The organism is Streptomyces sp. NPDC048338 (assembly GCF_043201055.1).
GTDB lineage: Bacteria > Actinomycetota > Actinomycetes > Streptomycetales > Streptomycetaceae > Streptomyces.
In genome coordinates this window covers 261,245-274,660 of sequence record NZ_JBICYQ010000006.1, presented here as the reverse complement: position 1 = coordinate 274,660, position 13,416 = coordinate 261,245, and the positions used below count along the sequence as shown (strand labels likewise).

The 13,416-nt window shown below is 73.1% G+C and carries 13 protein-coding genes; 5 read left to right on the top strand and 8 right to left on the bottom strand.

All coding sequences use genetic code 11. The annotated features are described in order from the left end of the window. Positions 1–15: 15 nt before the first annotated feature. Positions 16–1,317 carry an FAD-dependent oxidoreductase gene (locus tag ACGFZF_RS16655; RefSeq protein WP_393554651.1) on the top strand — a complete coding sequence of 434 codons (1,302 nt, stop codon included), beginning with the start codon at positions 16–18 and terminating at the stop codon, positions 1,315–1,317. Further along, the gene (locus tag ACGFZF_RS16650; RefSeq protein WP_393554649.1) at positions 1,314–2,813 is read left to right on the top strand and encodes a cryptochrome/photolyase family protein; all 1,500 of its coding nucleotides are present in this window, start codon (positions 1,314–1,316) and stop codon (positions 2,811–2,813) included. The genes ACGFZF_RS16655 and ACGFZF_RS16650 overlap by 4 nt, the downstream gene beginning before the upstream one ends. 58 nt (positions 2,814–2,871) lie before the next feature. Here ACGFZF_RS16650 and ACGFZF_RS16645 read toward each other — a convergent pair whose 3' ends face one another. After that, complete coding sequence (locus ACGFZF_RS16645) at positions 2,872–3,057, bottom strand: DUF6480 family protein (RefSeq protein ID WP_393554647.1); 186 nt, start codon at positions 3,055–3,057, stop codon at positions 2,872–2,874. Between the two features lie 54 nt (positions 3,058–3,111). Continuing rightward, complete coding sequence (locus tag ACGFZF_RS16640) at positions 3,112–3,624, bottom strand: DUF427 domain-containing protein (protein ID WP_393554645.1); 513 nt, start codon at positions 3,622–3,624, stop codon at positions 3,112–3,114. 178 nt (positions 3,625–3,802) lie between these two features. Between ACGFZF_RS16640 and ACGFZF_RS16635 the strand changes: the two genes are divergently transcribed. Continuing rightward, positions 3,803–4,246 (top strand): SRPBCC family protein, encoded by a 444-nt coding sequence (locus tag ACGFZF_RS16635; protein ID WP_393554643.1) that lies wholly within the window; start codon positions 3,803–3,805, stop codon positions 4,244–4,246. A gap of 78 nt (positions 4,247–4,324) precedes the next feature. Here the strand turns inward: ACGFZF_RS16635 and mmsB are convergent, their stop codons facing one another. From mmsB to ACGFZF_RS16605, 6 genes are all read right to left on the bottom strand, one after another. Next, the gene (gene mmsB, locus ACGFZF_RS16630) at positions 4,325–5,554 is read right to left on the bottom strand and encodes a multiple monosaccharide ABC transporter permease (protein ID WP_393554641.1); all 1,230 of its coding nucleotides are present in this window, start codon (positions 5,552–5,554) and stop codon (positions 4,325–4,327) included. A gap of 8 nt (positions 5,555–5,562) precedes the next feature. Then, positions 5,563–7,104, bottom strand: coding sequence for a multiple monosaccharide ABC transporter ATP-binding protein (gene mmsA / locus ACGFZF_RS16625; protein WP_393554932.1), 1,542 nt, complete (start codon positions 7,102–7,104; stop codon positions 5,563–5,565). 20 nt (positions 7,105–7,124) lie between these two features. Then, positions 7,125–8,234: a multiple monosaccharide ABC transporter substrate-binding protein gene (gene chvE / locus ACGFZF_RS16620; protein WP_393554639.1), complete on the bottom strand. Its 1,110-nt coding sequence runs from the start codon at positions 8,232–8,234 to the stop codon at positions 7,125–7,127. 3 nt (positions 8,235–8,237) lie between these two features. Then, positions 8,238–9,209: a hypothetical protein gene (locus ACGFZF_RS16615; RefSeq protein ID WP_393554637.1), complete on the bottom strand. Its 972-nt coding sequence runs from the start codon at positions 9,207–9,209 to the stop codon at positions 8,238–8,240. 82 nt (positions 9,210–9,291) lie between these two features. Next, positions 9,292–10,287 carry a zinc-binding dehydrogenase gene (locus ACGFZF_RS16610; protein WP_393554930.1) on the bottom strand — a complete coding sequence of 332 codons (996 nt, stop codon included), beginning with the start codon at positions 10,285–10,287 and terminating at the stop codon, positions 9,292–9,294. A gap of 92 nt (positions 10,288–10,379) precedes the next feature. Then, entirely contained in the window at positions 10,380–11,534 is a 1,155-nt protein-coding gene (locus ACGFZF_RS16605) for a mandelate racemase/muconate lactonizing enzyme family protein (protein ID WP_393554635.1), read from the bottom strand. A gap of 190 nt (positions 11,535–11,724) precedes the next feature. Between ACGFZF_RS16605 and ACGFZF_RS16600 the strand changes: the two genes are divergently transcribed. Both ACGFZF_RS16600 and ACGFZF_RS16595 read left to right on the top strand, forming a co-directional pair. After that, positions 11,725–12,495: an IclR family transcriptional regulator gene (locus ACGFZF_RS16600; protein WP_393554633.1), complete on the top strand. Its 771-nt coding sequence runs from the start codon at positions 11,725–11,727 to the stop codon at positions 12,493–12,495. Beyond that, positions 12,492–13,337 (top strand): SMP-30/gluconolactonase/LRE family protein, encoded by an 846-nt coding sequence (locus ACGFZF_RS16595; protein WP_393554631.1) that lies wholly within the window; start codon positions 12,492–12,494, stop codon positions 13,335–13,337. Before ACGFZF_RS16600 ends, ACGFZF_RS16595 begins: the two co-directional genes overlap by 4 nt. Positions 13,338–13,416 lie beyond the last annotated feature (79 nt).

Here is a 13,416-nt window from a genome sequence, read left to right as displayed (position 1 = left end):
GGAGTGACGACGTTCATGGGGCAGAGGGATGGCGGCGACGACGTACTGGTCGTCGGAGCGGGAGCCGCCGGACTGGCCTGCGCGGCCGACCTGGTCGCCGGCGGGCTCCGCGTGAGCCTGCTGGAGACCGCCGGGACCGTGGGCGGCCGGATGCGCACCGACCGCGTCGCGGGCTTCACCGTCGACCGCGGATTCCAGGTGTTCAACACCGCGTACCCGCAGGTGAAGCGGCGCCTGGACCTACGGGCCCTGCGGCTCAGGCCGTTCACACCCGGCGTGCTCGTGCACACCGACGACGGGCCGCGCCGCTTCACCGACCCCACCCGGCGCCTCCGCGAGAGCCGCGACCTGCTGCCCGGCAGGCTCGCCTCGACCCGCGACCTGCTCGCCCTGGGCGCGCTGTCCGCCCGCGACCTGCTGGCGCCGGCCCGGTACCTGCGGACCCGGCCCGACGCCACCACGCTCACCGCGCTCGCCGACGCCGGCGTCTCGCCCGACCTCGTGGAGACCTTCTTCCGCCCCTTCCTGTCCGGGGTGTTCCTGGAGGACGAACTGGAGACCTCCGCCCGCTTCTTCCACCTCGTCTGGCGGACCATGCTGCGCGGCACCCTGTGCCTGCCCGCCGAGGGCATCGGCGCCGTCCCCGCGCAGCTCGCGTCCGGACTGCCCCCCGGAGTCCTGCGCACCGGGCTGCCGGTCGCCTCGCTCACCGACCGGGGCGGGACGCTGGCCGACGGCAGCGAACTGGCCGCCCGCGCGGTCGTGGTCGCCACCGGTCAGCGCGCCGCCGCCCGGCTGCTCCCCGGCCTGGACGTGCCGAGCGGGCGGGTCGTCACCACGCTCTACCACGCGGCGGAACGCTCCCCGCTGCCCGAGCCGACCCTGGTCGTCGACGCGCGGCGCCGCTTCCTCAACTCCTGCGTCCTCACCGAGGTGCACCGCGGCTTCGCGACGGACGGGCGGGCACTGGTGTCGACCTCCGTCCTCGGGGACCCGGGCCCGGAGCGGGAGGCGGCCGTCGTGGCCGCTCTCGCCGAGGTCTACGACACGGACACCCGATCCTGGGAACCGGTCCACCGCGTCGTGGTCCACGACGCGCTGCCGGCCATGCCACCGCCGCTCCCGCTGTCGCGCACCACCCGCTTCGCGCCCGGCCGGTACGTGTGCGGCGACCACCGGGCCACGGGCTCGCTCCAGGGCGCCCTGGCCTCCGGGGCCCGTGCGGCACGCGAGGTCCTGGCCGACCTGCGGCGGCGTCCCCCCGCGGCCGGGCCCGCGGCGCTCGCCTCCGCCCCCGCGCAGCCGAACCCGGCATGACGGCGACGCACTGGCTGTTCGGCGACCAGCTGGGCCCGCACTTCACGGCCACGGCGGCCGGTGGCACCCCTCGCGACACCGACTGGCTGATCATCGAGGCGCGTTCCGTCTTCCGCCGACGGCGCTTCCACCGTGCCAAGGCCCATCTGCTGCTGAGCGCGATGCGGCACCGCGCCGCGGAACTCGGCGCCCACGCCCGGTACGTGCGGGCCGACACGTACCGGGCCGGCCTCGCCGAGGCCGTCGGGGACGCGCCCGTCAGCGTCCACCACCCGACCTCGCGCGCCGCGCTCCGGCTGCTCGACGCGCTGCCGCAGGTGACGGTCCACCCGGCGCGCGGATTCCTCGTCGACCGGCGGGAGTTCGCCCGGTGGGCGGCCGACCACGCCCCGCGGCGGCTGCGGCAGGAGGACTTCTACCGCTGGGTGCGGGCCGACCACCGCATCCTGATGGACGGGCCGGACCCCGCCGGCGGGCGATGGAACCACGACCACGACAACCGGCAGCCGCCGCCCAGGGGAGCCCGCCGCCTCGACGTGAGGCCGCCGTACCGGCCGCGGGAGGACGCGATCGACGAGGAGGTCCGCGCCGATCTGGACCGCTGGGAGCGCGAGGACGGCATCTCCTTCGTCGGGCGCGACGGCCCCCGGACCTTCCCCGCCACCCGGCGCGAGGCCCTGGCCGCGCTCGACCACTTCGTACGGGACCGCCTGGCCTCGTTCGGCGCCCACGAGGACGCCGTGCTGGCCGAGGACCCCGTCATGAGCCACAGCCTGCTCTCCTCGTCGCTGAACCTGGGCCTGCTGTCGCCCCGGGAGTGCGCGGCCCGCGCCGAGGAGGCGTGGCGCGACGGCGAGGTGCCGCTCAACAGCGCCGAGGGCTTCATCCGCCAGATCTGCGGCTGGCGCGAGTACGTCTGGCAGCTGTACTGGCACTTCGGCGAGGACTACCGGCACGCCAACGCGCTCGGCCACACGGAGCCGCTCCCGCGCTGGTTCCTCGAACTCGACGCCGACGCCGTCGAGGCCCGCTGCCTGTCCACGGTGCTCGCCCAGGTACGGGACACCGGCTGGACGCACCACATCCCCCGGCTGATGGTGCTCGGCAGCCACGCCCTGCAGTACGGCTGGGATCCCGCGGCGGTCACCGACTGGTTCCACCGCAGCTTCGTCGACGGCTACGACTGGGTGATGCTGCCCAACGTGGTGGGCATGTCCCAGTACGCCGACGGCGGCCGGATGACGACCAAGCCGTACACCACCGGCGGCGCGTACCTGAACCGGATGAGCGACCTCTGCGGGCCCTGCCGGTACCGGCCCACGGCCCGCACGGGGGACGACGCCTGCCCGTTCACGGTCGGGTACTGGTCCTTCCTCCACCGTCACCGGGAGCGGCTGGCCGCCAACGGCCGCACCGCCCAGGCCGTACGCGGTCTGGACCGCCTCGACGACCTGCCCGAGGTGCTCCGGCTGGCGGCGGAGCACCGCACCCCCTGAGCGCCCGGCGGCACCTCACCGGTCCGGACGAGCCGGTCCGGACGAGCCGCCGCCCGGCTCACAGGACGGAGGCCCGGGCGGCGAACAGGGCCGCCATCGCGAGCGCGCCGATCACGATGAGGGCGAGGAAGACCCGGGGGTGCTCCCACGGGCCCCCGTCCGGCCGCTCCGGATGCGCCTCGGCGATGCTGCCCTCGACGGGCGGGGTCTCCTCGGGCTTCACCAGGGGATGGATCGTCGCCATGATGTCCTCCACGGTGTGTGCTCTGCCAGGGACGGAACGTTCAGGGTGCGCGGTTCACCACCCCGCACTGCCGGGGACCCCCTTGAAGGGACCGGTGATCTCCTCGGTGATCCAGCCGCCGTAGAAGTCGCCCGGCTGCGCCCGCACCGTCTCCCCGCCGACGGTGCACAGGTCGACGCGGCCCGGGTAGAACGCGAGGTGCCCCGTCAGGGCCGTGTAGCCGGGCCGTGGGTCCTCGTAGCTCCACGCCACGTCCGGCACCACGAGCCCGTCGGCCCTCAGACTCCAGTACACCGCCGGCCCCTTCCACTCGCAGAAGGTCGAGCGCGCCGACCGGGCCAGCCGGTCGACGCGGACGTCGGCGCGCGGGACGTAGAACACCGGCGGATGACTCGTCTCCAGGACGCGCAGGGAGTGACAGGTGTCCGCGAGGGTCACGTCCCCGTGCCGGACGGTCACCCGGCGGGCGTCGCGTTCCACCCTCGGGGGACGCGGATAGTCCCACACCGACTCCCGCGGCCGTGCGCCGCGCGCCGTCACCGGGCCGTCCCCGCCGATCGCCGTCATGTCCCGGCCTCCCTGTCCTGCCGCACCCTCACCAGCTCTTCGGCGAAGCGCGCCGCGGGGGATGCACCTCGTGCCCGCGGATCGCATCCGCGGGCACGGTACGAGCGGAAGGACGTTCATCAGGCTGTGTGACAGCGAGCGGACGGGGCCCATGTCCCGCGGGCGGGAGGCAGAGGCAGTGATCAAGGTGGAGCGGAGTTTCCTCGTCGCCCTTCCCCGGGACGAGCTGGTCGCCTATCTGGAGGACTTCGGGCACACCGAGAGCTGGGACCCCGGGACGGTGCGCTGTGTCCGGACCGACGACGGACCGCTCCGGCCGGGCGCGACCTGGCACAACACCTCGCGCTTCCGCGGACGGACGACCGAGCTGGAGTACCGGCTGGTCGGCAGCGAGACCGACCGGCTCGAGTTCGTCGGCGAGAACAAGACCGTGACCGCGCACGACGAGCTCCTCTTCGAGGCCCGGTCCCCGGCCGTGACCCGGCTGACCTACCGGGCGTCGCTGCGGTTCAAGGGACTCGCCCGGCTCGCCGCGCCGTTCCTGCGGGCGGAGTTCGAGCGGCTCGCGGACGAGGTCGTGGAGCGGCTTCCGGCGGCGGTCGCCGAGCGCGGCGCGGCCTGAGGACCGTACCGGCGGATGCGAACCGGGCCGTGTGCCGCACCCGCCCCACGGTGCGGCACACGACGTACGACCCGCTCCCTACCGCCCCGCGCGCCGCTTGTTCCAGACGTCGAAGCCGACCGCGGCGAGCAGCACCAGGCCCTTGATCACCTGCTGGTAGTCGGTGCCGATGCCGACCAGCGACATGCCGTTGTTCAGCACGCCCAGCACCAGACCGCCGATGACGGCGCCCTGCACCGTGCCGACGCCGCCGCTCATGGACGCGCCGCCGATGAACGCAGCGGCGATCGCCTCCAGTTCGAAGTTGAGCCCCGCCTGCGGCGTCCCCGCGTTGAGCCGCGCCGCGTAGACGCAGCCCGCCAGCGCCGCCAGGACCCCCATGTTCACGAAGACCAGGAAGGTGACCCGGCGGTCCTTGACGCCCGAGAGCTTCGCCGCCGCCTTGTTCCCGCCGAGCGCGTACACATGCCGGCCCACCACCGCGTTGCGCATCACGTACCCGAGCCCGATCAGCAGCACGCACATGATCAGCATCACCACCGGCACCCCGTGGAAGCTGGCCAGGGTGAGGGTGAAGGCGACGATCGCCGCCGTCATCGCCACGCACTTCAGCGCCCACAGCCCGGCGGGCAGCGGCTCCAGCTCGTACGCCTCCTGCCGCCTGCGGTCACGCCATTCGCGCAGCAGCAGGAAGACGACGGTGACGAGCCCCAGGAGCAGGGTCGGGTTGTGGTACTGCGTGTACGGGCCCGTCTCGGGGATGAAGCCCTTGGCGATGTTCTGGAAGCCGTCGGGGAACGGCGCCAGCGAACGGCCCTCCAGGAAGATCTGGGTCAGTCCCCGGAACAGCAGCATCCCGGCGAGCGTGACGATGAACGACGGGATGCCGAGGTAGGCGATGAAGAAGCCCTGCCAGGCCCCCGCGACGGCGCCGACCAGCAGCGACAGCACCAGGGCGAGCACCCACGGCATGTCGTGCCTGACCATCATCACGGCGGACAGCGCCCCGACGAACGCGGCCAGGGAACCCACGGAGAGGTCGATGTGGCCCGCGATGATGACGATCATCATCCCCATGGCCAGGATGAGGATGTAGCTGTTCTGCTGGATCAGGTTGGAGACGTTGTTGGGCAGCAGCAGGGTGCCGTCGGTCCATATCTGGAACAGGACGACGAGGAAGACGAGCGCGACGAGCATGCCGTACTGACGCATGTTCGCCCGCACGCCCCGGAGGAGCAGCGCACCGGAGGACGGGCGTTCGGGCCGGGCCGGGGCGGTGTCCCGCGCGGAGGGGGTCGTGGTGGTCATGGCGGGCCTCAGCTCCTGCTCACGGTCATGGTCATGTGGCGCATCAGGGTTTCCTGCGTGGCCTCGTCGCGGGTGACCTCGCCGGTCAGCCGGCCCTCGGCCATCGTGTAGATCCGGTCGCACATCCCCAGCAGCTCGGGCAGCTCCGAGGAGATGAGGAGCACGGCCCTGCCCTGCGCCGCGAGCCGGTCGACGACGGTGTAGATCTCGTACTTCGCCCCGACGTCGATGCCGCGCGTCGGCTCGTCCAGGATCAGCACCCGGGGGTCCGCGTGGATCCACTTGCTCAGGACGACCTTCTGCTGGTTCCCGCCGGAGAGCCGGCCGACCTGCTCCAGCACCGTCGGCGTCTTGATGTTCATGCTGGACCGGTAGGTCTCGGCGACCTTCCGTTCCTGGTGCTGGTCGACGACCCCGCGCCGCCGCAGGGACGGAAGCGAGGCCAGCGAGACGTTGCGGTGGACGGTGTCGTCGAGGTGGAGGCCGTAGCGCTTGCGGTCCTCGGTGACGTAGGCGAGACCGGCCGCGATCGCGGCCGGGACGGTGCCGGTGGCCGCCTCCCGCCCGTCGACCTCCACCGTGCCGGCGACGTGGCGGCCGTACGAGCGGCCGAAGACCGACATCGCGAGCTCCGTGCGGCCGGCCCCCATCAGCCCGGCGATGCCGACGATCTCGCCCCGCCGTACCGTCAGCGACACGTCGTCGACGACCTTGCGCCGGCGGTCGACCGGATGCCGCACGGTCCAGCCGCGCACCTCGAGCGCCACCCGGTCCGCGTCCTCGCCCCGGTAGGGCGTGCGGTCCGGGAAGCGGTGGTCGAGGTCGCGTCCCACCATCCCGCGGATGATCCGGTCCTCCGACACCTCCGGCTCGGCGTCCGGTGCCGTGCGGACGGGCAGCGTCTCGACGGTCCGGCCGTCGCGCAGGACGGTCACCGTGTCGGCGATCCGCCGTATCTCGTTCAGCTTGTGCGAGATGACGACACAGGCGACACCCTGGTCGCGCAACTCCAGGATGAGGGCGAGCAGATGGGCGCTGTCCTCGTCGTTGAGGGCCGCCGTGGGCTCGTCGAGGATGAGCAGGCGCACCTCCTTCGACAGCGCCTTGGCGATCTCCACCAGCTGCTGCCGCCCCACGCCGAGGTCGGCCACCGGCGTGTGCGGATGCTCGCGCAGCCCGACCCGCGCGAGCAGCCGCCGGGCGCCGTGCAGGGTGGCGTTCCAGTCGACGACGCCGCGCCGGGCCCGCTCGTTGCCGAGGTAGATGTTCTCCGCGATCGACAGGTGCGGCACCAGTGCCAGTTCCTGGTGGATGATCACGATGCCCCGGCGCTCGGCGTCGCGGATGTCGCGGAAGGACACCGGCTCGCCCTCGAAGAGGACGTCGCCCTCGTAACTCCCCTGCGGGTGCACACCGCTGAGGACCTTCATCAGCGTCGACTTGCCCGCGCCGTTCTCCCCGCACAGGGCGTGGACCTCGCCGGCCCGTACGGTCAGGTGCACGTCGCTGAGCGCCGCGACACCGGGGAAGGTCTTGGTGATCCCGCGCATCTCCAGCACGGGCGGCCGGGTCACGAGAGCTGTCCCGCGGTGAAGTAGCCCTCGCGGACCAGGAGATCGGTGTTGGTCCGGTCGATGCTCACCGGGTCGAGCAGGTAGGAGGGGACGGTCTTCCTGCCGTTGTCGTAGTCCTTGACGTTGTTCACCTCGGGCTTCCTGCCGTTCAGGACGGCGTCGCCCATCGCCACCGCCTGGGCGGCGAGCTTGCGGGTGTCCTTGAAGACCGTCTGGGTCTGCTCGCCGCGGATGATGGACTTCACCGAGGCCAGCTCCGCGTCCTGCCCGGTGACGACCGGCAGCGGCCGGTCGGGGGTGCCGTAACCGGCGCTCTTGAGGGCGGAGATGATCCCGATGGAGATGCCGTCGTAGGGGGAGAGGACCGCGTCGACGCTCTCCTCGCCGTAGTTCTTGCTGATCAGGTCGTCCATCCGCTTCTGGGCGGTGCCGCCGTCCCAGCGCAGGGTGGTGGCCTGGTTCATCCTGGTCTGGCCGCTGCGCACGACGAGCTGTCCGCTGTCGAGGTAGGGCTGGAGCACCTTGACGGCGCCGCTCCAGAAGTACCGGGTGTTGTTGTCGTCGGGGGAGCCCGCGAAGAGCTCGATGTCGTACGGCTTGCCGCCGCCCTTCGCCGGAGAACCGAGCCCGAGGCGCTCCACGATGTAGCGGGCCTCCAGCTCGCCCACCCGCTCGTTGTCGAACGAGGCGTAGTAGTCGACGTTCGGGGTGCCCATGATGAGCCGGTCGTACGAGATCACCGGGATGCCCGCGTCGTGGGCGCGGCGGAGGACCTCGGTGAGCGCCGAGCCGTCGATCGCGGCGATCACCAGCAGCCGGCGCCCCTTGGTGATCATGTTCTCGATCTGGGCGATCTGGTTCTCGACCTTGTCGTCGCCGTACTGCAGGTCGGTGTCGTAGCCGGCCTCGCGGAACTGCTTCGCCATGTTCTCGCCGTCGGCGATCCAGCGCTCCGAGGACTTCGTCGGCATGGCGAGGCCGATCGTGCCGCCCTTGCCCGCGTCGGGCCGGTAGCGGCTGCCGCCGCGGGCCTCCTGGCCGCAGGCGGTGAGGGTGAGGAGGAGCAGGGCGGCGAGGGAGGCCGCCCCGAGCGTGCGGGTGCGCATGTGTCAATTCCCTTCGGGGGTGGGAAAGCGCCGGAGTGTGCCGGGCAGCCGGGAGCCGAGCGGCGACATGTCGCCGTCGGCGCCGTGCCGGGCCAGCAGGTCGAGGACGAGCCGCCCGCGCCGGACGCGCTCGCGGGCGGTCGCCAGGGCGTGCTCGCGCAGATGGGCGCCGTACGGGTAGATCCCGGCCGCCCTGCTCAGGCCGAACTTGAGGTACAGCGGTGCGCCGCGCCGGACCAGCTCGGCCACCTCGTACATCCGCACGTGCCCGCCGAGGTCGTCGGGCGCCTCCACGTAGAGGTCCATGGGGGCCCGGCTGGACCGCCGGATCTCGGTCAGATGGGCGAGGGAGAGGTCGGAGGGGATGTTCAGCGAGTCGGCGCCCAGCTGTTCGTACACGGCGTACGAGGCCGGGTTGACCGGCCCGATCAGCGCGGAGACCTTGAACGTGGTGTCGGCGGGGAGCACGCCCGCGGTGCGCAACCGGTGCAGCGTCCAGAGCACCCCCTCGTCGGCGACCAGCAGACAGCGCACGCCGAGCCCGGTGGCGCGCACCGCGTCCTCGACGCAGCCGGCCAGCGCGTCATGGCCGCGGGCCCGCGGCCCCGCGCCGCCGGAGTCGGTACGGGTGGCCGCGCCGATGTCCCAGGTGCCGCGGGGACCGGTGAACAGGCAGAGCTCCACGGAGCGTTCGGCGCACGCCTGCACCATCCCGGTGATCTCGTCGTCCGTGAGCATCCAGACGCCGCTGCCCTGGCTGACCCGGTGGACGGGCAGGCCGAGCCGCGTGCTCTCCTCCAGCACGACGGCGAGCGCCTCCGGTCCCTCGACGGACGGGATCTCGGTGCGCCAGGCGCCGCCGTCGGGGAACCGGTGCGGAGAGGCGTCCTCGGGCGAGGTCGCGGGGGAGGGGTGGTCGATCCGCGCGAGCGCCTCGGCGCCCGGGCGGCGGGGGTGTGTCGACGGTGCGGTCACAGATGTCCTCTGCCTCTGTTCGAAATACCGGACAAGGTTCGGATGGAAGGGCGGGCGGGCCCGGAGCGCGGGGCCGCGCGACTCACGGGCGCAGCAGGACCTTGCCCGTCTTCGCGTCACCACCCCCGACCAGGGCGATCGCCTCCGCGAAACGCTCCAGCGGGAACTCGTGGCTGATCAGCGGCGCAGGGTCGAGCAGACCGAGCGAGAACGCGCGCACGGCGTCGGTCCAGGCCGACGACGACGCCCCGAAGACGCTGCGCACCTCCAGCTGGCTGAGCGAGAGGTGCACCGGGTCGATGCCCGTCGCGCCCGGCGTGAACATCCCGGTCAGCACCACCCGCCCGCCCCGGCGTGCCAGCAGGCACGAGGCGGCGGCGGTCGTCGGCGCGCCGGCCGTCTCCACCACCAGATCGAAGCGGCCGGCCGCCGCCTCCGCCTCGCGCGGCGTCAGGACCTCGCTCGCGCCGTGCCGCAGCGCCTGCTCGCCGCGGGCGGCGCGGGGCTCGACCACGGCCAGTTCGGCGGGAGTGACCGCGGCGAGCAGCTGGACGGCGAGCAGCCCCAGGGTGCCGGCTCCCACGACGGCCACCCGCTCGCCCGGCCGCGGGCGGCCCGCCCGGACCGCCGCGGCGACCACGGCGGTCGGTTCCAGCAGCGCGGCGGCGCGCAGGTCCGCGTCGTCGGGCAGCGGGTGCAGCAGCCGGGCGGGGACCACCACGTGGTCGGCGAAGGCGCCCGGTTCGGTGAAGCCGGTCTCCGCGTACCCGGCGGCGCACAGACTGGTCTCCCCGGCACGGCACCGCGCGCAGACGCCGCAGGCCCGGAAGCCCTCGGCGACCGCCTTGCGGCCCCGCAGCGAGGGGTCGACCCCCGCGCCCACGGCGTCCACCGTGCCGGACCACTCGTGGCCGGGGACGAGCGGGTAGCGCACGTAGCCCGGGTCGCGGCGCCCCTCGTACACCTCCCGGTCGCTCATGCAGATCCCCGCGGCGGCGACCCGCAACCGGACCTCGCCGGCGCCGGGTTCGGGCACCCGCCCCTCGACCAGCCGGTGTTCCCCGGGCGCCTCGACCACGACGGCCCGGCTGACGGCCGCCCGGCCGCGGCCCGTCCCGCGCGTCCCCCCGGGTCCGGCCCGGCCCGCGCCGCGGCGCCCTTCGGTGCCGCTCACTTCGGTGCCCTCCGCTCCCAGCCCTCGGCCCACAGGTCGAAACGGGCCCGACGCTGCGGGAACTCGGCGGCCGCGTCCACGTCCAGCTCGACACCGAGCCCCGGGGCGTGCGACACCGCGAAGCATCCCGTCCCGGGATCGACCTCGGGAGCGCCGTGGACCACCTTCTTGATCTCCGCGTCGGCGAAGTCGTTGAAGTGCTCCAGGATCTTGAAGTTCGGTGTGCACGCGGCGAGCTGGAGCGAGGCGGCGGTGAGCACCGAGCCGCCCACGTTGTGCGGGGCGACCGTCACGTAGTGGGTCTCGGCCGTGGCGGCGAGCTTGCGGGTCTCCAGGATGCCGCCGAGATGCCCGAGATCGGGCTGGATGACGTCGGCCGCCTGCGACTCGAAGAGCTCGCGGAACTCGATCCGGTCGTGGATGCGTTCCCCGGTCGCGATCGGCAGATCGACCTTGTCGGCGACCTTCCGCAGCGCCTTCAGGTTCTCCGGCGGCACCGGCTCCTCCAGCCACGCGGGCCGGAACGGGGCGAGTTCGCGCGCCAGCCGGATCGCCGTGGCCGGCGAGAACCGACCGTGCATCTCCACCATCAGTTCCACGTCCGGCCCGATCGCGTCCCGGACCGCCTCGATCAGCGAGACCGCGTACCGCGACCGCTCGGCGTCCAGTTCGAGGTGACCGGTGCCGAACGGGTCGATCTTCAGGGCCCGGTAGCCGCGCGCCACCACCTCCCGCGCCGCCTCGTGGTACGCCTCCGGGGTCCGCTCGGTGGTGTACCAGCCGTTGGCGTACGCCTTCACCCGGTCCGTCACGCTGCCGCCGAGCAACTGCCAGACCGGCACGCCGAGCGCCTTGCCCTTGATGTCCCAGCAGGCCGTCTCCACGACCGCGATGCCGGACATCACGATCTCGCCGGCGCGCCCGTAGTCGCCGTACTTCATCCGCCGGACCAGGTCCTCGACCGCGAACGGGTCGGAGCCGGCGATGTGGTTGGCCTCCGCCTCGCGGAGGTAGCCGAGCAGGGCGTCCGTGCGGCCCAGCATGCGGGTCTCCCCGACACCGGTCAGGCCCTCGTCGGTGTGCACCTGGACATAGGTCAGGTTGCGCCAGGGCGTCCCGACGACATGTGTGGTGATTCCCGTGATCCGCACGCCCGTTGCCTCCAGGTCGTTCGATATTTCGTCACACGTTCGAAATGTTGGCGTGACCGTAATCAGGGCCTCGACGGGTGTCAATGGCCCGCACACGGGCCATTGCCCCGTGAACAAGCCTGTGGTTAGCCTGTGTTCGCGATATCGATCAATGCTCGTCATACCGGACGAAGAGGGTGGGTGGACGCTCATGGGACGTCTGGTTCCCGCGGTGACCAGGGCATTCGACATCCTGGAACTGTTCCTCCAGGGCGAGGAGACGCTCTCCGCTCCCGAGATCACCCGGCGGCTCGGGCTGCCGCGCACCACCACGCACGAGCTGATCACCACCCTGGCCGCACGCAACTACCTCACGCAGATCCCGCAGCAGCCGGGCCGCTACCGCCTCGGCGTGCGCACCTACCAGCTCGGCAGCCGCTACGCCGAACAGCTCGACCTCGCCGCCGAAGGGCAGGCCGTCGCCCGCGAGATCGCCGACACCTGCGACGAGACCGTGCACGTCGCCCTGCTGGAGGACCTCGACGTCATCTACGTCGCGAAGGTGGACTCCACCCACGCCGTCCGCATGGTCTCCGCGGCCGGCCGCCGGCTCCCCGCCCACTGCACCTCCGTCGGCAAGGCCCTCCTCGCCTTCCTGCCCGAGGAGGAGTTCGACGCCCGCGTCGAAGGCCGCGAACTGGCCCGGATGACACCCCACAGCATCACCGACCCCGACGCCCTGCGCACCGCGCTCGCCGAGATCCGCGCCCGCGGGACCGCCCTCGAACACCGCGAGTCCAACCCCGACGTCAGCTGCGTCGCCGCGCCCGTCCGCGACGGCTCCGGTCAGGTCGTCGCCGCCCTGTCCATCTCCGTGCCCGTCATCCGCTGGAGCCGGGAGCGCGAGGAGGAACTCGCCGCCCTCGCCGCCAAGGGCGCCCACGACCTGTCGCTCCGGCTCGGTCACCGGGGCACCCGGTGACACCGGAGATCGCCGTACGGGCGGCTGCCGCACTCGGCGAGGGACCCACCTGGGACACCGCGGGGGACCGCCTGATCTGGGTCGACATCCTCGGCTGCCGGATCCACACCTACGCACCGGGCACCGGCCGGACCTCCACGCTCCGCGTCGACCAGCACGTCGGCGCGGCCAAGCCCCGTACCGGCGGCGGGCTCGTCGCCAACCTCCGCGACGGGGCCGGGCTGTACGCACCCGACGGGACGTTCTCCTGGCTGCTGCACGACCCCGTGCCCGGCCGCCGGGGCAACGACGCCGCCGTCGCGCCCGACGGCAGCCTGTGGGCCGGCACCATGCGCTACGACGAGGCCCCCGACGGCGGACGCCTCACCCGCATCGCCCCCGACGGCGCCCCCACTCCGCTCATCGACCGCGTCGGCGTCAGCAACGGCATCGGATGGAGCCCCCACGACACCACGCTCGCGTACTACGTCGACAGCTCCACCCGCCGGGTGGACACCCTGCGGGTCGTGGACGGACGGGTCCGCGAGCGCCGGGAGTTCGCCCGCCTCGAAGCCGGCGCAGGCTTCCCCGACGGCCTCACCGTGGACGCCGACGGCTGCGTCTGGATCGCCCTCTGGGACGGCGGGCAGCTCCGCCGCTACACCCCGGGCGGCGCGCTCGACCGCACCGTCGACCTGCCCGTCGCCCGCCCGACGGCGTGCGCCTTCGGCGGCCCCGGGCTGCGCGACCTGTACGTCACCACCGCCCGCACCGGACTTCCCGGCGCGCCCGAGCCCGCCGGCTCCCTCCTCGTCCTGCCCGGCATCGGCCAGGGGCTGCCCACCAGGGCGTTCGACGGCTGAACCTCCTGACGGGGGCAGGGGCGGGGACGGGAGCGTGCGCGGCGGCAGCGGCGTTCGCGGTCCGGGACCGCCCGGACAG